Raw genomic sequence first — 20,005 nt, forward strand, 5'->3', positions numbered from 1 at the left:
TCTGCTTAATATATAGTTAGGTGGATTTAATAAGGTGTAAATATGTCTTTTATAACTGAGATTAATAATCTTATAACGAGAGTGAATGACCCAAGTAAATTTACTGATGCTCAAAGAAGAGAAAGGGTTATTCTCTATGCGAATGGAATAGAGTCAAAAAACAAACAAGCTTCCTTTGCGTTAGCATTAATAAACTCTCTTAGTAATCAAACGCCAAGTAATACAAGAGATGCTTACGGTTATGACGATTATGATAAAATTCATTTTTATTCTGATACATTTTGGGCATTAGAGCGATCCATACTTGATGTTCTATCCCAAATTGTTAATCAAACTGAAAATCTTGGATTGGACGAAAGAAGCTGTGATTTTACAAGGGTGATTAATTACATACAGGCGAACCACAATCATTCGCCGCTTTTACCATTATTGTCTACGCTTAGGAATTTACAAGAATATACTCAACTTGATGAATATCGTAATTGTTCGATGCATCGTAGGCAAGTATATCTCGAATATCAACAGACTTCACGTGCATATACAACCCCTGGATATGGAAATGCTTCCGGTTCAGTTATTTCTCATGAATGGATAGTTTGTGAAAATCCGCTTGATGTTATTCCAGCTATTACCTTAAGAAGATTAATTACACCATATTGTCAAAATATTTTTGATATAATAGAAAACAATGTAAAAACAATTTTAAATAATCTTATTCCATAAAAATAAAAAGGTGAGTCATGGCAAATGAATTAAAAAATCCACAGCAAATACAAATCAACACTACTGATGAGATGTCACGTGGAAGATTCAGCAATACTATGTTTATAGCACATAGCCCAGAAGAATTTATTCTAGATTGGATGCTTATGTCTCCAAATGGCAATCATCTTGTATCTAGACTAATTGTATCACCTGGTCATATGAAAAGAATTATTAAAGCTCTTAATGATAACATGAAAAACTTCGAAGAAAAATTTGGTGAAGTTAAATTCTTAGAACCAAGTGAACAAAAATTTAATTAATAATATCCACCTAACCCGCAACTCAAAGCGACCGCTATCTTCGAAGCGGTCGTTTAATGTGGCAATTGGGTTTAGCTTTTCAAAGTAAGTTTGTTGTTCAAAGTTGATTTGTAAAACGAAGTTGATTTTAAAACAAAAAAAGTAGTTGCCAAAAGCGTCATTGTAGTTATGGGCGGCGCTTTAGTTGCAATGCCGTTATACCACTAAAATATTATAGGAAAAACATGAAATCATTTTACTCTCTTTTTATTTTATTCTTTGTATTTAACTTATCAATTGCTCAAACAGATTGTGAAAATGATGTCCTTGACCTGAAACATGGATTGCAGTTTCAAGTTAGAACATTATCACTTTCTGATTTCAATGGTTATACTTTTGCTTATAGATATTTACTTAATAATAATTCTGGATTGAGAATCGGAATATTCGCAAATATTTCTGATGAAAATTTCACTGAAAATCATTTAGTGGATTCCTCAAAATTCAATTCCCCTCAAGAAAATATCAATTATGATCTTAAGTTTTCTGTACAGTATATTAAAACAATAATGAGAAAAGAAGATTTTTCATTTATAATGGGATTCGGTCCATTTATTGCTTATCAGAAAAGAGAATCAAATGCAAATGATTATGGTCATAATTACACAAGAGAATACCTAAGCAAATATAATAGTACAAGTTTTGGTTTAGACATACTGATGGGCGTAGAATATAATTTATCAAATAACGTGATTTTATCTGGTGAATATGGTTTGGCAATGTCAATTGGTAGTTTGGATTCTAAACGTACAGAAAATTTTTACTATAACGACGCGTATGAGATAGATCAAAAACATGAAGAAAAAAGTGAAGGGACTCTATATTTAGTAAAGGGAATCGGCGCTAGTTTAGGCTTATCAATATTTTTCTAAAGTGGTATAACCAGCAAATCTACCCGACCGCTTAGGAAAATTAAGAATCAATTCATTTTAATAGTTTCCAATTATGTCATAATTCATAAGTAAAAATATTCTATTTTGTGCATAATTTGTGCGCTGTGTCTGTAAGTTATTGTTTTTATTGATATTTTGTGGAGGTGGCGGGAGTTGTACCTACTATATTTTATTATTTTTCTAGCTATTCATCATTTCTTTATTTATTTGTTAACTTATTATTTTATAATACGTTATACCTAATATTATATTTTTTGATTTCTTTTATAATCTTATAAATATCTTTTATTATCGCATATTTTTGTAAGAATATTGTAAGAATAATTGATATTGAATTGTCTAAACAATATCTTTATTTATTGAAAAAAGAAGACTAAGATGAATATTAAATTTTACCTTGAACAGAAAAAAAATAGAACTGGGAAACATACTATTTGGTGTTTTATTAGGGAAAAGAATAGGACATTACCATTAAATACTGGAGAAAAGATTCAACCAGAATTTTGGGATGTTAATCAGCATAGAGCAAATGAATTAAAAACAAAAGATAAAATGATGAAAGGAATGTTGTACGGACTCAATAATTACTTAAATATGTATGAAAATAGAATTAGAGAAATTATTCGAGACTCAAAAATTAGAAATTTTAATGCAGATTTTGATGATATTGCTCAAGAAATAAAGACAGCATTTTCAAATAAAACACGAAACTTTTTTGATGATTTTGACGATTTCATTTCAGCTAAATCAACTCAGGTTTCTAAAAGTACTATGAAAAAATATATGCAAACAAAAAAACATCTTAAAGATTTTGAGAATGATATGGGCATAAAAATATCTTACTCAAAAATAAATCTATTATTTTTTGATAAATTTTATCCGTATTTAATTAGTAATAAAAACTTTATTGATAATACTGCGAATAAAACTATTAGCTTTCTTAAAGTATTTATGAATTGGGCAGTTGAAAGAGAGTTAACAAAAAATACTGATTTTAGAAATTTTAAGATTAAATATAATAAAAATGATATAGTTTATTTAACAGAACAAGAGCTAATGAATTTATATGATATAAAACTAGAGAATGAAAGGTTAACTAGAGTAAGAGATGTTTTTTGTTTCCAATGTTTTACAGGGCAGAGATATTCAGATATTGAAAAAATATCTATCTTAGATATTAAAAACGGGATTTGGAGATTTAGAGCCATTAAGACTGGAGAAATTTTGGAAGTACCACTAAACCATTATGCCCTTTCAATTTTAGAAAAATATCGTGGTTGGGAATCTCCATTACCAATTATAAGTAATCAAAAAATGAATGAGTATATTAAAGAACTTTGTAAAGTTGCCAAGATTACAACTCATGTTAAAGTATCAAAAATAAAAGCAAATAAAATTGTAGAGGAAATTTTACCAAAATATAATCTTATAGGAACACATACAGCAAGAAGAACATTTATTTCATTATCTTTAAAAAATGGCATGAAACCAGATTATATTATGAAAGTTGTCGGTCACTCAGATTATAGGATGATGAAAAGATATTTAGCAATAGACAATTCTGAAGTAAGAAATGAAATGGATAAAGCTTGGGGAAGTTCTCTAAGATTAGTTAAAAAGAATTAGAATTAATAACTGTATCAGTTTTAAAAACTTAAAGTTGTGAAAATAATTTATGTAAATTTTTTATTAATAGTGTTGACTAAATACTTTGAATTTTTATGAAACAGAATTTAATTGTTAAAAATTACTACTAATTTTTTAAAATGGTGAAACTCAAAAATCGCTTAATAACGACATTGGTGATATTTTTGTTTCAATGATAATTTGATCCAATAAGTCAAAAAAATATAAAATAATTGAATTAGCTCTAGTCCCGCTACTAAAGCCCTTATTTTATAAGGGCTTATTTTTTATCTACACAACTACTACACACAATTTCTCAAAATATTTATATTTTTTCTCTTCATATTTCATTCAACAATTTTATCAAAATATCATAAGCTTAATTTTATTACCAAAAAAACCAAGGTTTTTTTAATTCCAACAACTTAAAAAAAAATACAAAAACGACAATACCAAAATGTTATACTTAGCTTATAGAGATTTATCTAAAAAATGGACTTTACCAATTCAAAACTGGGCTCGTATTCTTTCCAATTTTTCGATTTACTTTAAGGAAAGATTTCATGATTTTTAATAACTCAATTTTCCATTTACACAATAAACTTTACACTCTCGAGGCATTAAATATTTATAAATTTATTTTTTATAAATATAAAAGATTTCATAATTATTTATCTTTTATTTATTAAATTTGATCTAAAGTGCTGGGAAAAATATTTCTACTTGTTTTCTTATCTTAAAAGCATTAATCCCCAATCTCATCTAAAATTAAACAGGACTATTTCACAACTTACTAGAAATTAAAATATTAATATCACAACATTTTTGTTCTGACTCTCATTCGAACAACCCAATTGAAATATTACTATTCTCATCGCATTCAAATCTGTTTAAGACTGCTGACATTTGTCCAGTCCATACAACACTGTAGTTCCAAGTTAAAATTTTCTGACAGTTGTTAATACCTCGATTAGTACCAAATTTAATAGAATTTGAGGTTTCAAATAAATAAGGTATATCTTTTACTTCTATTTTGTAATCGTCAATACGCCAACTTGAATAAAAATCTCGGTGCTCCTCTTCTTTGTAACTGATGATTTTATCAAAATCATTACTGAATTCAATATTTATACTTCCAGTAATTTTAACTTCACCAATACCATCATTGTATGATGTATCCCATACTGAACTAAATACATTTCCAATTATGTTTCCATTTTGATTGTTATATGTGGTCTTATAGTTTATATAATAAGGATCTTCGTAAGTACTATTCGAGTCTGTTCTTTGAAGAAAACCTTTTACATATATTTCTATTGCTGCTACCTTAAAATTCAAATTGGAAGTAATACACGGATTAGAATTTTCAGGTAACTTTGCCACATAAAAACGTACAGCAGTCCATGGTTTTAACCTAAGTGATTCATTTGGCCAATTAATAAATAATTCCGAATAATTACTCAATTCCAGCTCCAATGCCTTTCCAGATTTCATATTTCTGAATATATCAAATGATTCCGAAGTTAATTCCTCATTACCTTTTGGATACCATAAAACATTTTCACCATTTAATTCTCTTAGTTTAATTAAAATTTTTTCATCAGTACTAACACTATTTCTAAGCTTTATTTTTCCATTTCTTACTTCTATTACTGCACTATGTGGAACGTTACCGTAAATTCCTTTAGCATCATTGTTTCCCCACATATCTCTTGTAAATAACGCAACCACTTGTTTATTTTCTGCTTTAATGTATGCTACTAACTCATCCCACTTCTTACTAGTTAATTCATTTGCATTCAATCCGCCAATATCATTGAAATGTGTAAGTAAAAATGCTTGCAGAGTTTGATGGCCTGTCAATGGATTAGAATTTATATCTGTATTTGTATTGGGAAATTTCTCTTTCACACTTTTCCATGCTGAATCTGCAACACATCCTCTTTTTATAAAATTATCAAGCAGAAAAGTTAAAGTTCCTTTATGACAATTTGCAATCACTCCGTATTTGCTGAAATGATTTATTTCAGTTTGAGCTGATAATTTCTCTTCATCAGTAACAATTTCTGCACAAATACCCATATCAAAATACTCAGATGCATTTTCAGTAAATGAAACATATATCAGTGGATTGTGATCTGAAGGCCAATTATCTGGTAATGAAAAGCTAAGTTTTGCAGGTTTCTCTAATGTTAGACCATCAGGTTCCAAATGTACTGATTTAATACACCATTCGTGCATTTGTGAGCTGGGTAATGAAGTTAGTGTTATTCTTGTATCTTCTTTTAATGCACCTGCAGGGATTTGTAACTTAATTTCATCCTTAATGGTTATTTCTCCGCCTTGTAGTGCACTAATTATTTGATATGATTCTTCAATTCTGGTTTCAGTGGGTGAATCTATTTTACAAGAAATGATTAAAAATGCTATTAAAATATAAAAAAGGATAAATTTATTCACGGTACCTCCATTGTATTTTAAAACAGATTGTCAATGATTAACCGTAAAAATTTTTCAATTATTGCAGCGTTGATAACTATAAATAAATCATAAAATAATTGATAAATTTTGAATGATTATTGAAATATTAAATTAATTTTTATTAATTCATTTAATATTTCCTTTTTGTTGAAGATAGAAATTTGCGTCGCTAAATATTATATTTTCCTCACGATAAATGTGCAATTTCATCGTTTCAATAATTGCTCTACCTTGATCAAAGACAACTTGGAAAGTAATATTCCTTGATTTTTCATCCGGAAGTTGAGAGCCTAACCCAAGAAAATTAAAAACAACTGCAGCTGCTTGAGCAACCTTTAAGTGTTCATCTTCAAGTATATCTATTCCGGTATAAGAGGAATTTACAAAATTATACTCCTTTTTTTCTATCATCAGCCTCTTAACAAAGGGAAAAACCTCTCGTTCTTCTTTCTGATTATGCAAAGGAATTGTATGATCCATAAATTCAAAAAAATTTCTGAAACTAATATTTATATTTTCATTAAAAATCCAATTTTCACTTTTCCAATTATGTAAAGCCACTTCAAATTTATCAAGAATCTTATCAAATAATTTATGCTCATCTACCAATTCTTGTAATAAGGGATGAAGTTTATCATATAAAATTGGTTGTGAATTAGGAGGGTTATAAGCATCGGGTGGATTCATTGGAGAAAATTCTTCTTCAGAATTTTTATCGACAATTTTCTGTATTTTTTCTGAACCTAGGTTATTCATTTACTGCACTCTTATTTATCTTTTAATGATTATTTAAAAAATATTTATTAATAAATCCTTGATAAATTACCAACTAAATTTTCCTCGAGAAAAATTGCCTTGGGAAATAAAATGTTATTTTCCAAATGAATGTGTAAATGTAAATCATTTTCAAATTCATCAAGTTTTTTGAATGTTATATTGTAAGTATTACATGCATCTTCAGGCAATTCATAATTATTTGTTATTGCGCGTATTTTTTTAAGTAGATTTCCAGCATTTTCATGTTCCATAATCATCATTGAAATAGGATTACGAACAGTACCAAAAGGTGATGGATCAATTTTTGTATTATTCTTTTGTGCATTTGAAAGAGAAAATATATAGGGGAATAAAATCCGTTCTTCTTTCATTAGGTGATGCTGTAGTTCTTCAGATGCATCATTAAAATATTCTTCAATCTTAAATAATTCAGGATGAGAATCACCATGAACTTTGGCAATTTTATTAGTAAATTCAGTTAGAATAGGTATATTTTCTTTTACGTATTTATGATGAATATTAATTATATAGTCTGTTAAAAAGCCAATTTCCCATTCCTTATAGTTTTGTACACTCTCAACCGATTGAAAAATTTTCTTCTCCAATTCTTTTGATAATTCTACAACTTTAAGGTTTTTATCATTGCAGACTTCAGAAATTGTCTTATTTCCACCGCAGCAAAAATCAATATTATATTTCTTGAATACTTCAGCAGTTTTATAATTATCTTTTACTATTTCGCCAATAGTAGATTTTAAATCTATTATATTGTTCATTTTTTCCTTTATAAATAAATTATTAATATTTAATAAAATTTAATCTAATATGGTTTTACTTTTCTTTTTTCTAAGTAAGAATCAACTGATAGAATTCCAGAACCAAACAGAAAGAAAATCACTAAAAGCACCAAAACTAATGTTGAAAGTTCAAGAGATTGTTCAACGCGTGCTAATCCTTCTTTTAAATGGAATAATAAAATTGCACCTAATAAAACTGGAATTTGAAGTAAAGCAGATAAACGAGTTAATAAACCTATTCCTAATAACACTCCACCAATTATATGTATTACAATTACATAGGAATACCACCAATACCATTGATCTGATCCAGTCAATTTTGTAAAAACCGAAGGTTCAACAAAAAGTATTATTCCCCGTACAAATAGAGCAAAACCCACAAATATTCGTATTAGAGAAAAAGCTGTATCTATATTTTTTTCAAACCATTTTTTTAACGAAAGATATGTATTCATAAATGCTCCAAATCATTTTGTTTTGAAATTGATAATTAAGTAATAGCCAAAATAAAGTGAATCTAAAGTAATAAATTAATCGAAAATTGGAACAGCTATAATTTGTTGAGTATAATTCGTATTTCAAAAACCAATGTCAATTTTATTTTTTAACTACAAAGACAACCTAAATCATTTTAAATGTATATTTTTTCTTTAGATTAAAATATTTATAAAATCGTTTTGGTTGGATTTTATTCAACCAAGAACAATTTTTGTATATTTAATTGATCATAATTTGGAATTTGTCCAATAACTTTGATTAACGATTCTTGTTTTTTGATAGTAAATTCATGATAATTGACAAAAAATAATTCTGCATTTTTACTACTTGGAATCAAATTTTTTGTATTCTTGAGAACTAAAATATTCAATCTTTTATAGAATGATGATTAATGAAAGCAAACCAAGTTTAATTCAAAATCCTTTTATCTTTTGTCTATTTGCAGAGTGGCAAAACAATCATTGCATTATTAAATACACTAATAACAAATCATTAAATGCACCCACAAAAATTACTAATTAATTTTTAGCACTTGGTATGTGGTTCTTGGTTAATTACGAGTACTGAACAGGCTCCTTTTAAGAATTGATCTTACCCTTATTAAAGAGATTTACAACATATTACTTAGTAAAAGAAACATGTGGATACCCTTATCATTTTTTGTTAATGGGCGGCATATTATGAAAGATACCCATTAAAATATAATCCACTTTATTGGTTAGTAGTTTCGTCTCTTGGCTTGTATAAATCTTGTACATTTAATATGGATAAATCAATTAAGTTGTATTTTTGACAAAGTTCCAGAATATTATATTTACATTGAATTATATTTATATAAACATCGAGTTTAACTTTTTCTGGATTAATGAGCTCAATGTAAATAGAAATTAAAATTTTTTACATTTAAACAATAAGTATAAAGTGACTTTTCTTCAAAAAAAAATTATTTTTTATTTTTATTAACCAAAATTTCAAAGAACATAAGTTACTTAACCTGCTGATTCAAACTTACTTGTAAGTTCCGGTAAATTACTATTAAGCATTTTTGTAACAACTGAAGTAAACCAACTAAAACAAATAATTGATAGAACTAAAACAAGAAACCAACTTGAAGTCCATATTCCTGTGAGAGTAAAAGTATATCCAAAAACGATCGGGAAGAAGAATCCACCCAAACCGCCTAGAACTCCAATAGCACCACCAACTACACCAACTTCATTTGGAAAATACTCCGGAATGAACTTGTAAACACCTCCCATTCCAATTCCCCACGCAATCCCTATTAAAAAAACTAATCCAGTAAAAATCCAAACATTTGCCTGGAAGAAAATTCTTGTAACTCCCCTAGCAATAAGTTCCTTTCTCTTGACTACTTTTCCAATTGAAACAACTGGTTCCTGCCACGATTCAATTTTTGGTAAAACTATCATATTATTATTTTCATGATGGGGCTTAACACCTTTTTTCATAAACTCAACTTTGGTTCCATCTATTTCAATAAAGTTTTCTTCTACCCTTGTTATCTTACCATCTCTATTTGCAATTACCCCATATCCTGGCGAATAGATTTCCATTCTTGGAAAAATTAAAAGAAAAGATAAAATAATTGATGCTCCGAATACACCATACATTACTTTTCGCGCACCAAACATATCAGAGAGCCAACCCCCAAGTGCTCGGAATAGCCCTGCTGGAACACTAAAGAGAGATGTTAAAAAACCAGCTGTAACTAGCGGAAGATAATAAGCATTGACGTAATATGGAATAAGCCATTGAGAAAAAGCTACAAAACACCCAAATACTAAAAAATAATACAAACCAAATCTCCATGGCCGTATATTTTTTAATGGATCGAATAATTCTTTAAATGATTTCCTTTTATTCGGAAATTTGTTTTGTGTAAAAACAACGAAAAGAATACCAGTAAAAGCTAAGATCACCGAATAAATTTTTGGTAACGTTCTCCAACCTTCAATGAAAGTATTATTTTCAGTCAATATCTCTAAAAGACTTGGGGCAAATAGTACTGTTAAAGCGGTTCCAATATTACCCACTCCAAAAATTCCTAATGCAGTTCCCTGTTTGTCTTTGGTAAACCATAAAGAAGTAAAAGCAATTCCACTTGCAAAGCTAGCGCCAGTAAGTCCAAAAAGAAAGCTTAGAAACGCAAACACTTCAAAACTGTTTGCAACACTTAATAGAAACATTGGGATGCTGCAAAAGAACAGCAATGCGCTGAATACAATTCTTCCTCCATACTTGTCTGTCAACATTCCAACGGGAAATCTAAATATAGAACCAGATAAAATTGGAAGCCCAAGTAACCAACCCACCTGAACACTATTCCAATTATATGTTCCAGTTTCCACAAGGAATGTTACTAATACGCCGTTTATTGTCCATGCAGCAAAACAAATCATAAATGCAAACGTATTTACAAACAAAATTTGATATGATTTCTTAATTGAATTTTCGATCATATTTTGTATGTCCTAGAAGTTAGCATTACTCAACAATTCTCAAATTTATTAGAATTCAAAAATGAATTTATCAAATAACCCAAATGTGTTTTCGTTCATCTATCTTTCTTGATAAATACTTTTTCAGATCAAAAATTTCAGACTTCATATAAATATCATTAATTATTTTTAGGTTTATTTATATTCCAACTTGATTTGGGATTTCTAACATTCTTTCTGTCCCAGTTCCAAATAACTTTTTGATAAGGTCGCCATAAATAACTTAATGGAAAAACAAGTAAATGTACCAAACGAGTAAATGGAATTATCAAAAAAATAAAAAATGCAATTATTATGTGTAGCTGAACTATAAAAGGAAGCATTGCAACTGCATCTATATTAGGATAAAAAGTAAATATTGATCTTAGATACGGTGAAAGTATAGTGGCGAACCAAGACGAACCCCATCTATTAGAATAAGCAACCCAAAGTCCAAAAAATATTTGAGATAATAATAGTAATTCTAAAATGATGTCCATAATATTAGTAACTTTTCTCAATCGGGCATCTGATATTCTTCTATAAAATAAATTACTTAAGCCGACTAGTGTAAGTATTCCCCCAGTGAAAGCTGATATTTCAAGGATTATCAATCTTGCGGGCATTTGATTCCAAGCTAAAATTGAAGATGGAAATAAAAATGCTGTTAAGTGTCCAAAGAATAAAAACAAAATCCCCCAATGAAAAGGTACAGATCCCCAGTATAATTTTCTTGTTTCCAAAAATTGAGACGATAACGATGAGAATTTAAACTTTGTCGCTTTATATTTATAGATTGTTCCAACAAAAAACAGCAACAGAGCTGCGTATGGTAAAACAATAAAAAAAATAATATTAAATATATTCATTTAAGTTACCTTAATTTTTCTATAGACAATTCCTTTGTAATTTGATGAGTGTAATTATTATCAAATATCCGATCTACAGTAAGTTCAGGAAAATCATTATGCAGCATAAGTAGTAATGTTTTAATAGTGTAAATGTATATTAAGCTATAAGATTTATCATGATCTATCAATGTTTTATGATGTTTTTGATAAATATTTCTTTTTTTTTCAATGTGTATTAAATCAAATTCCGATTCAATTTTTTTTAAAGCTGGATAAAGAATATATGAAATAATATCTTCAAGTAATTCTTCATTTTCCAATTTTGGCATTAACTTTATTACGTTTGGTAAATGATCAGCTAATTCATTCCCACATTCATTTCCGGCTTTTTTATGCTCTTTACTCAAATTAACAAGCAACTCCCCTCTTTTATAATCATCACCAAAAAGCACGTATCCAAGATCAAGAGTAGTTAATGCCTGAACATCAAAGGAACGTGTGTAGATTTCTTCCCAAGATTTTTTATTAATAATTTTTGAAAAATCACAAAAGTTATTAAAAATTTTTGAAGCTTCTGGATATTTAATAGTTAAATATTCTTGAACCTTTTCAATTTTTTCAATCAAGGAACTTTCAGGATATGAAAACACATCAGCATAAATCTCATAACTTTTTAAAGCTTCTCTATTTAACATTAAAGTCCTCTCTGTGGAATCTCTCTAAAACCAAATCCAGTTGATCCTTTTACATCACCTGTAAATTCCATCATTTCGATTGCTTGTTCACGATGCGCTGGTGGAATATTGAATCTATCTTCAAATTTGGCAAGGGATGTTAATCGATATATGTCATCTGCAGTTTCTTCGTTTAAGTTTACTTCTGTTAAGGAAACTCTTGCTAATTCCGCATTAATATCACCAACAGTTATGTGTCTGCGATGAATCCTAACAGCTAATTGTTTTTTAAGTACTTGAATTAATTTTTCTTCATTTCCCGTACCAAATAAATTTGCCATATATTTAATAGGAAATCTAGCTTGATCAATAGTTTGAATTATAGAGTTTGAACTAGTGTTATATTTGTAATGTTTATTCCAAAATTTTGCAATAGGATCAAGTTTCTCTGCCTGCGTTGAATTATCGGTTTCTGTTAACGATGCCATAATAGGCATCATTGGAGGAACATAAAATAGCATTGGCAAAGTTCGGTATTCTGCATGTAGCGGAAGTGCCATACCCCATTTTTTAACAAATTTATAGATTGGTGAAGTTTGTGCAGCTTTTAAAGTTGAATCCGCAATTCCGTTTTTCTGTGCAAATTGAATTACTTGTTCGTCATACGGATCAAGAATAAGATCAAGCTGACTATTTATCAATTCGTTTTCAGGTACTGAAGCTGCGGCTTCAATTTTTTCTGCATCATATAACAAAACTCCTAAATAGCGAATTCTTCCCACACACGAATGCATGCATGCAGGGGCATATCCAGCTTCTAATCGGGGATAACATAAAATACACTTTTCAGATTTCCCAGTATTCCAGTTATAGAAAGATTTTTTGTACGGACAAGCTGAAACACACATTCTCCATGCACGGCAGACTTTTTGATTTATTAGAACTATGCCGTCTTCACCTCTTTTGTAAATTGCGCCGGATGGACAAGATGCAACACAAGCAGGATTTAAACAATGATTGCAAATTCTTGGTAAATAAAACATAGCCATTTTTTCCAATTGAAACATTGCTTCACATTCAGCTTCTGTTAAATTCTCTAAATTGGGATCCTGACGGGCATATTCTAGTGTACCGCTTAAATCATCATCCCAATTTGGTCCTCCTTTTATATCAATCTGTTTTCCAGTAACCAGCGAGATAGGTACAGCAGTAGGCTGATCATTGCTTGCAGGAGATTCTATTAGGTCCAAATACTTATATGTCCAAGGTTCATAATAATCATCAAGTACCGGCAAATAAGGATTGTGAAAAATATTAAGTAACCCTTTTAACTTCCCTGATCCGCGAAGATTTATTTTATCATTACCATTTCTCTTCCATCCACCCTTATAAATGTCTTGATCTTCCCATTTGGTTGGGTAACCAGTTCCGGGTTTAGTTTCAACGTTGTTCCACCACATATATTCAGCACCCTTCCTGTCTGTCCAAATATTTTTACATGCAATCGAACAAGTGTGGCATCCTATACATTTATCTAGATGAAATACCATTGCTATTTGTGATCTCACATCCATATTATTATTCTTATATTGGTGATTTTTTTGTTTTTATATTTAAGTATGTTCATTAATTAGTATCATTAAATTCCATCGAATTAATTTCAACTTTGGTTATTACTTAAGAAAAATTTATTTTCATTTTTTTCAATTTCATAAATCAGAAATTTACACTAGTCATTTTTTTTACATATACATGAGTATCTCTATTAGGTGCTGTTGGACCCCAATAATTGAAATGAAAAGAAAATTGACCATACCCTCCAGCAAGCAAATTTGGTTTTAAATGTGTTCTTGTTATACTATTGTTTCCGCCTGCTCGTTTATTACCACGTATTTCAGATTTAGGGATCGTAATAGTCCTTTCAACTGTATGATAAACAATGCAGACACCTTTAGGAATTCTAGAACTTACAACTGCACGAGTGCAGTAAACGCCGTTATCGTTAAAAACTTCCACCCAGTCATTATCTTTTATTTCTAATTCATTTGCATCAGCTTCACTTAACCAACAAGGTTCACAACCTCTCGATAGGGTGAGCATTCTAAGATTATCCATGTATGTTGAATGTATATGCCATTTTCCATGTGGAGTCAGACAGTTTAAGGCTTTGCCTTTTATTTCTTTTGATGTTTCATTTAAATCTCCGAAAGCTTCAGGTTTTGGCGAAGGTTTATACGTTGGAAGATGTTCACCATATTTAATATACATTTCATGATCAAGATAAAAATGTTGCCTACCTGTTAAGGTTCTCCAAGGTACCAATCTTTCAATATTATAAGTGAATGCTGAATAAGCTCTTCCATTATTCATTAAACCCGACCATACCGGTGAAGTATTATATCTTCTCGGCTGCGCTTGTAAATCCTTAAAGTTTAATCTTAAATCTTTAGTTCCTTCAGCCAAATCCGCTAGAACAAGTCCAGACTTAACTTCCATATATTTGTATGCACGTTTAGTTAGTTCTCCATTAGTTAATGAAGAAAGATGAAGTACTGCGTTAGCAGCAGAAATTGCTTCTTTGAGAGATGGATAAATTTTTCCATCAATTTTTTCCTTAGGGAAATGGTTCGAAATTAGCATTTCTTCATAAAAATCTTCACAATTATAATAATTTCCATGAGCACTAAGTCCTGTCTTCTTAATATTTTCTCCTAATGAAATAAATTTATCGTATATCTTTGTATAATCTCTTTCAATAATAGAAATTTTGTGCATTGTTTTACCAGGAATAGCTTCGCATTCATTTGTAAACCAATCATTTATTCCCGACTGAGATATTTCATCAGGAGAATCATGCGAAAGAGGGACGGTAACTACATCAATTTGCGGTTGATTAAAATTAACTTTTGCAAGTTCACTTGTTTTTAATGCAACTGCCTTAAAAATTTCCCAATCAGATTTTGATTCCCAAACTGGAGCAATTGCCGCTGATAGAGGATGAATGAATGAATGCATATCTGTACTATTTAGATCATCTTTTTCATACCAAGATGCAGCTGGTAAAACAATATCAGAATATAGAGCAGATGAATCCATTCGAAAATTTAAATCAACAACCAAATCCATTTTGCCTTCGGGCGCAACATCATGCCATTTTACTTCTTCTGTTCGATCTTCACTATCTTTTGCAATCAAATTGGAATTAGTGCCAAGATAATGTTTTAGAGCATATTCGTGCCCTTTCATACTTCCTGAAATTGCATTACCTCGCCATATATACCACACGCGCGGAAAATTTATTTCATTATCAGGATCTGCAATTGAATATTCAATTTCTCGTTTCTTTAGTTTTTCTAAAACATAATTTTTAATATCTTCTGCATCATTACTGTGTGCTTCCTTTGCTATATTCAAAGAATTTTTATTGAACTGAGGATAAAACGGCATCCAACCCATTCTCACAGATTTGAAAATCAAATCCCCCATATGTTTATTAGTTAATTCATTTTTGGGACCTGTGCTATAATCCGATGTAAGACCATCATATCGATATTGACAGGTATTTATATAATGCCAGATAGGTGTTTGCTGAAGCCGTGAACTGTTTACCCAGTCTTTTGCAAATGCAATTGCACCCCAAGAGTCCGATGGTGCAAGTTTTTCTTGTCCTACATAATGATTTAAACCGCCACCGTTTTTACCGATGCATCCACAAAGCATTAAAGCCATAATACCAGACCGGTACATAAGGTTATTATGATACCAATGATTTACTCCAGCACCGATGATTATCATGCATTTACCTTCGGTAATTTGCGCCGTATTTGCCCATTCTCTAGCGTAACTAATTACTGTTTGTGAATCAATACCTGTAAATATTTCTTGCCAAGCTGGTGTATAAGCAGAATCTTGATCCGAATAATCTAAAGGATAATCTCCATTAAGTCCTCTGCTAACTCCATATTGCGCCATGGTTAAATCATAAACAGTGGTAACGACAATTTTTTCACCGATTTTATTTTTGATAAATTTTACTGGAACACCACGATTGCGATTTTTATTCAAGCCATATTCAACAAATTCTACTTGATATATATCATCATTATCATCAATGAAAGTAAGCATAGGATCATACTTGGAATTATCAGCAGAATTTTCATACTTCATATTCCAATTTCCTTTATCCTTATCCCATCTATGACCTACGCTTCCTTTCGGCACAATAAGTCTTCTTGTTTGCGAATCAATATTTAGGAATTTCCAATCACCGTTTGAAATATTTTGATATTCTTCAATTTGATTTGCACGTAATAAACGACCTGGTTTATAAATTCCTTTTTCGTTGTTCAATTCTACTAGATAGCTAGAGTCTGTATATTTTTTTACATAATTTATAAAATATGGTGTTTTCTTTTCATGATGAAATTCATTTAAAATAATGTGAGTTACTGCCATCCAAAAAGCACCATCACTTCCCGCATGTAAAGGTATCCACTGGTCCGCATATTTAGCAACTTGATTAAAATCAGGTGCAAACACAACTGCTTTTGTTCCATTATGACGTGCCTCTGCGAAAAAATGACAGTCAGGCGTTCTTGTCATATTAAGGTTTGCTCCCATTACCGCAATCATTTTTGAATTGTACCAATCTGCGCTTTCACATACGTCGGTCTGCTCTCCCCAGATTTCAGGTGAAGCATTTGGTAAATCACAATACCAATCATAAAAACTCAAATTCACTCCACCAAACAATTGTAGAAATCTGCTTCCCGCTGCATAGCTCAGCATAGACATAGCCGGAATTGGTGAAAACCCAACAACTCGGTCAGGTCCGTATTTTTTTGCTGTATAAATATTTGCAGCAGCGATAATTTCAAGAACTTCATCCCAGGTAGTTCTTCTAAATCCACCTTTTCCTCTAGCTTTCTGATACACATTTCTTTTTTCATGATCATTCTGCAAATTTTCCCATGCTTTTATGGGATCTCCTGTTTTAATTTTCTCGTTACGATAAAAATCAATTAACGTCCCTCTAACAAGTGGATATTTTATTCTAAGTGGACTGTACAAATACCATGAAAATGAAATTCCTCTTTGACATCCGCGTGGCTCATAAGGAGGAAGATTGCTTTCAAGTAATGGATAATCTAATTGCTGTGTTTCCCATACAACAATTCCATCTTTAATATGAATCTGCCACGAACAGCCCCCTGTACAATTTACACCATGCGTACTTCTTACTATTTTATCATGTTGAAAACGATTTCTATAAAATTCTTCCCATTTTCTAGTATTAGGAGAAAATATGTCTTTTATCCAAGTCATAATTCACTTATTAATTTTTAATTATTGATGTAATGCATTAACACTTAGCTTTTTAACACGTTGCCAGTATAACAGCATTGCTAATAAAATTATGTCCAACATTAGAACAGTAAATAAAACAAAATTTGCATCACTACTTCCAGTATGGTTTTGAGTTAAATTCCAATTATCTGAATAATACAGATATGCCATTAAATATTTAATCTCTTCATCAGTTAAGGGGCTTTCAGCAAAATTATTTATCATTGCAGGGAAAGGTGGGTTTCTAATAATACCATCAACACCAGCTGCACTAAGGCGTGTAAATGCAGCACTTAAATCCACCGCGATATTTCCACCTGTGAAGACACCCGGCAATTGTACATTATGACAACTAATACAAGGTGCTGCACCGTTGGTAAATTTTTTTGTTCCTTCGAAAAGTGCTTTACCGCGTTGGATAAACAAATCGGTAACGCTTGTTGCATCGAATATTTGCTTTGGTGTTCTTACATCCGGATTATTCGGATCCGGACTATTCAAGGTGATATAATTAATCACCGCTTTAATTTCAATATTACTAAGTTGCTGATCAGGCATCACAGCATTATTATTCTCTTTAAAAAGAGATACAGCTGTTGAATCGCCTTGTGTGATAAGAGATTGCGATGAACTAATAAATTTTAATAACCAATTTTCTTCTCGTCTAATATGAATGTTTGCCAAATCAGGTCCGATTCTTTTCCCTTCACCAATTGTATGGCACGACAAACACTTTTCAGAAAATATTTTTTCACCGGAGGGCTGTGAATAATTAAAATTTAGTAGAGAACTCAAAAAAATGAAGATAAATAAATAATTTATTTTTTTCATAAATCCATTTTCTAAAAGAATTACTCACTAGCAATTTTGTTTTGCAGAACTTTTATTCTGATTATAAAATAGTTATTATTACAAGTATTGTCAATTGAATAATTTTATATTAATTAAAATTTGTGATAATTGTTTACTTCGAAATTATACTTTAACTCTATTGTGAATTTAAAAAAATTTTAAAATGATGTCCTATATATTTAAGTCTTGTTTACAAACGATTTTCTGCTTCCAAAAAAGAAGTGTTGATTATTAATCAAAATATGTGAGGATACCTAAACAACTTTTTATTAAACCAACCCATTATCAAAGTCAAAAAATGTAAAATAATAAATGGAAGATGATGATCTTAATTATTTAAGCTGTAAAGTCATCTTGAATGAGATTTAGAAATTTTGCGAAAAAATTGACAATTGATAATAAAGCTCGGAAAATAAGACTAACAATAGAACAGTTGAATAATCCAAAAATCAAATTTAAATTAACCCTCATATATCGTATTAATGTATGAAGGTTGATTATTTTTACTTTAAAAGTGACATTTTTATTGTTTCAATATAATTCCCAGAATACAAATGGACAAAATAGGTTCCACTTGCTAATTTTGATCCATCAAACAAATAGCTATATTTCCCAGCACTTTGATATTTATTAACTAATTGTGAAACTTCATTTCCTAAAATATCATAAATTATCAGCTTTACGTATGAGTTTTCTGAGATATTGTATTCAATTTTTGTTGTAGGGTTAAATGGATTGGGATAATTTTGATTTAACGAAAATTTATTTGATATTGTTTTAAATTTTTGAACGTCGGTTATCTTTTCATCATTACTCCAACCAATACTTCCAATAATTACTCCAGAAGTGGACGGATCTTCACTATCAGCTAAAACTGATAATGACTCACCTGTTTTTGCCATAAAAAAGTAAGTTACAGATATCTCTGTACCCAGAGGAATACCAAAAAAATATGTGGTCGAAATTTCTTGCTGTCTAGCTCTTAAAGCTTCAACAACTTTCCCACTTGGTAATTTCATTGCTCCCCAAGCATCAATGTGAATATTATAGATAGTTACATCTATATTTGTCATATATAATTCCCCAGATGAATAAGATTTGGATTCAACTGAATCTTTAACAGTCCAAATTTTATCAAATGTAAGAGGAAAGTCATATTGCCTAAAAGGTGGAATATTTCTCGATATAATCTCATTTATAGTAGTGATACCATTGTCAGTAAAAGAATTGTATGAAACACTTCCTATTTCTGTAGCATTTGAAGAATTATAAAATGACCATGTTTCACTTATTCCTGATAAACTTGAATCAGAATCCAATTCAAAGTTTAAGTAAGTAGCTACATCAGAATTTGCAAAAGAATCGGCATATGGTGTAGTAGAAGTTAACACAGAGGTAAGTTCTAAAAATGTGTGTGGTGTTAAATGAGTAAAATCCCATTGATTATTACCGCCTGGTTGACCAATATTTATAGTTTCGGTAAGAGTATCGACGAATGTAATATTTGTTTTACCTACAGCGAATAAAGTACTATAATCGTTTTGAGTAATAGTAATTTGTGAAAATTCAACTGACGCGTTAAAGAGAAAAAAGCAAAAAAATATTATGTATAATTTTTTCATAACACTTCTCGTTTTGTTTATTGCTA

The 20,005-nt window shown here is 30.1% G+C and carries 15 protein-coding genes; 4 read left to right on the plus strand and 11 right to left on the minus strand.

Features of this window, described 5'->3' with window-relative positions; all coding sequences use genetic code 11:
- The first annotated feature begins 42 nt into the window (after positions 1-42).
- The 4 genes from IPM32_18270 to IPM32_18285 all read left to right on the plus strand — a co-directional run bounded on the left by IPM32_18270 (position 43) and on the right by IPM32_18285 (position 3,583).
- On the plus strand, positions 43-723 hold the full coding sequence (locus tag IPM32_18270; GenBank protein ID MBK8947190.1) for a hypothetical protein: 681 nt from the start codon (positions 43-45) through the stop codon (positions 721-723).
- Between the two features lie 17 nt (positions 724-740).
- Positions 741-1,025 (plus strand): DUF3467 domain-containing protein, encoded by a 285-nt coding sequence (locus tag IPM32_18275; protein MBK8947191.1) that lies wholly within the window; start codon positions 741-743, stop codon positions 1,023-1,025.
- A 224-nt stretch (positions 1,026-1,249) separates the two neighbouring features.
- Complete coding sequence (locus tag IPM32_18280) at positions 1,250-1,936, plus strand: hypothetical protein (protein ID MBK8947192.1); 687 nt, start codon at positions 1,250-1,252, stop codon at positions 1,934-1,936.
- Between the two features lie 399 nt (positions 1,937-2,335).
- Complete coding sequence (locus tag IPM32_18285) at positions 2,336-3,583, plus strand: tyrosine-type recombinase/integrase (protein ID MBK8947193.1); 1,248 nt, start codon at positions 2,336-2,338, stop codon at positions 3,581-3,583.
- A gap of 837 nt (positions 3,584-4,420) precedes the next feature.
- Here IPM32_18285 and IPM32_18290 read toward each other — a convergent pair.
- The 11 genes from IPM32_18290 to IPM32_18340 form a co-directional block, all read right to left on the minus strand.
- Positions 4,421-6,043 carry a hypothetical protein gene (locus IPM32_18290; protein ID MBK8947194.1) on the minus strand — a complete coding sequence of 541 codons (1,623 nt, stop codon included), beginning with the start codon at positions 6,041-6,043 and terminating at the stop codon, positions 4,421-4,423.
- 147 nt (positions 6,044-6,190) lie between these two features.
- Positions 6,191-6,820, minus strand: coding sequence for a hypothetical protein (locus IPM32_18295; GenBank protein MBK8947195.1), 630 nt, complete (start codon positions 6,818-6,820; stop codon positions 6,191-6,193).
- Between the two features lie 47 nt (positions 6,821-6,867).
- The gene (gene ric / locus IPM32_18300; protein MBK8947196.1) at positions 6,868-7,617 is read right to left on the minus strand and encodes an iron-sulfur cluster repair di-iron protein; all 750 of its coding nucleotides are present in this window, start codon (positions 7,615-7,617) and stop codon (positions 6,868-6,870) included.
- 44 nt (positions 7,618-7,661) lie between these two features.
- Positions 7,662-8,093, minus strand: coding sequence for a DoxX family membrane protein (locus IPM32_18305; protein ID MBK8947197.1), 432 nt, complete (start codon positions 8,091-8,093; stop codon positions 7,662-7,664).
- A gap of 1,032 nt (positions 8,094-9,125) precedes the next feature.
- Complete coding sequence (locus IPM32_18310; GenBank protein ID MBK8947198.1) at positions 9,126-10,616, minus strand: NarK/NasA family nitrate transporter; 1,491 nt, start codon at positions 10,614-10,616, stop codon at positions 9,126-9,128.
- 158 nt (positions 10,617-10,774) lie between these two features.
- Positions 10,775-11,503: a respiratory nitrate reductase subunit gamma gene (gene narI / locus IPM32_18315; protein MBK8947199.1), complete on the minus strand. Its 729-nt coding sequence runs from the start codon at positions 11,501-11,503 to the stop codon at positions 10,775-10,777.
- Between the two features lie 5 nt (positions 11,504-11,508).
- Complete coding sequence (locus IPM32_18320) at positions 11,509-12,180, minus strand: hypothetical protein (GenBank protein ID MBK8947200.1); 672 nt, start codon at positions 12,178-12,180, stop codon at positions 11,509-11,511.
- On the minus strand, positions 12,180-13,733 hold the full coding sequence (narH, locus tag IPM32_18325; GenBank protein MBK8947201.1) for a nitrate reductase subunit beta: 1,554 nt from the start codon (positions 13,731-13,733) through the stop codon (positions 12,180-12,182). The genes IPM32_18320 and narH overlap by 1 nt, the downstream gene beginning before the upstream one ends.
- Before the next feature lie 142 nt (positions 13,734-13,875).
- Positions 13,876-17,484, minus strand: coding sequence for a nitrate reductase subunit alpha (locus tag IPM32_18330; GenBank protein ID MBK8947202.1), 3,609 nt, complete (start codon positions 17,482-17,484; stop codon positions 13,876-13,878).
- Positions 17,485-17,505: 21 nt separating this feature from the next.
- On the minus strand, positions 17,506-18,234 hold the full coding sequence (locus IPM32_18335; GenBank protein ID MBK8947203.1) for a c-type cytochrome: 729 nt from the start codon (positions 18,232-18,234) through the stop codon (positions 17,506-17,508).
- A 626-nt stretch (positions 18,235-18,860) separates the two neighbouring features.
- Complete coding sequence (locus IPM32_18340; GenBank protein MBK8947204.1) at positions 18,861-19,979, minus strand: T9SS type A sorting domain-containing protein; 1,119 nt, start codon at positions 19,977-19,979, stop codon at positions 18,861-18,863.
- Between the last annotated feature and the right edge of the window lie 26 nt (positions 19,980-20,005).

This window comes from Ignavibacteriota bacterium, from assembly GCA_016716225.1.
Lineage (GTDB): Bacteria > Bacteroidota > Ignavibacteria > Ignavibacteriales > Melioribacteraceae.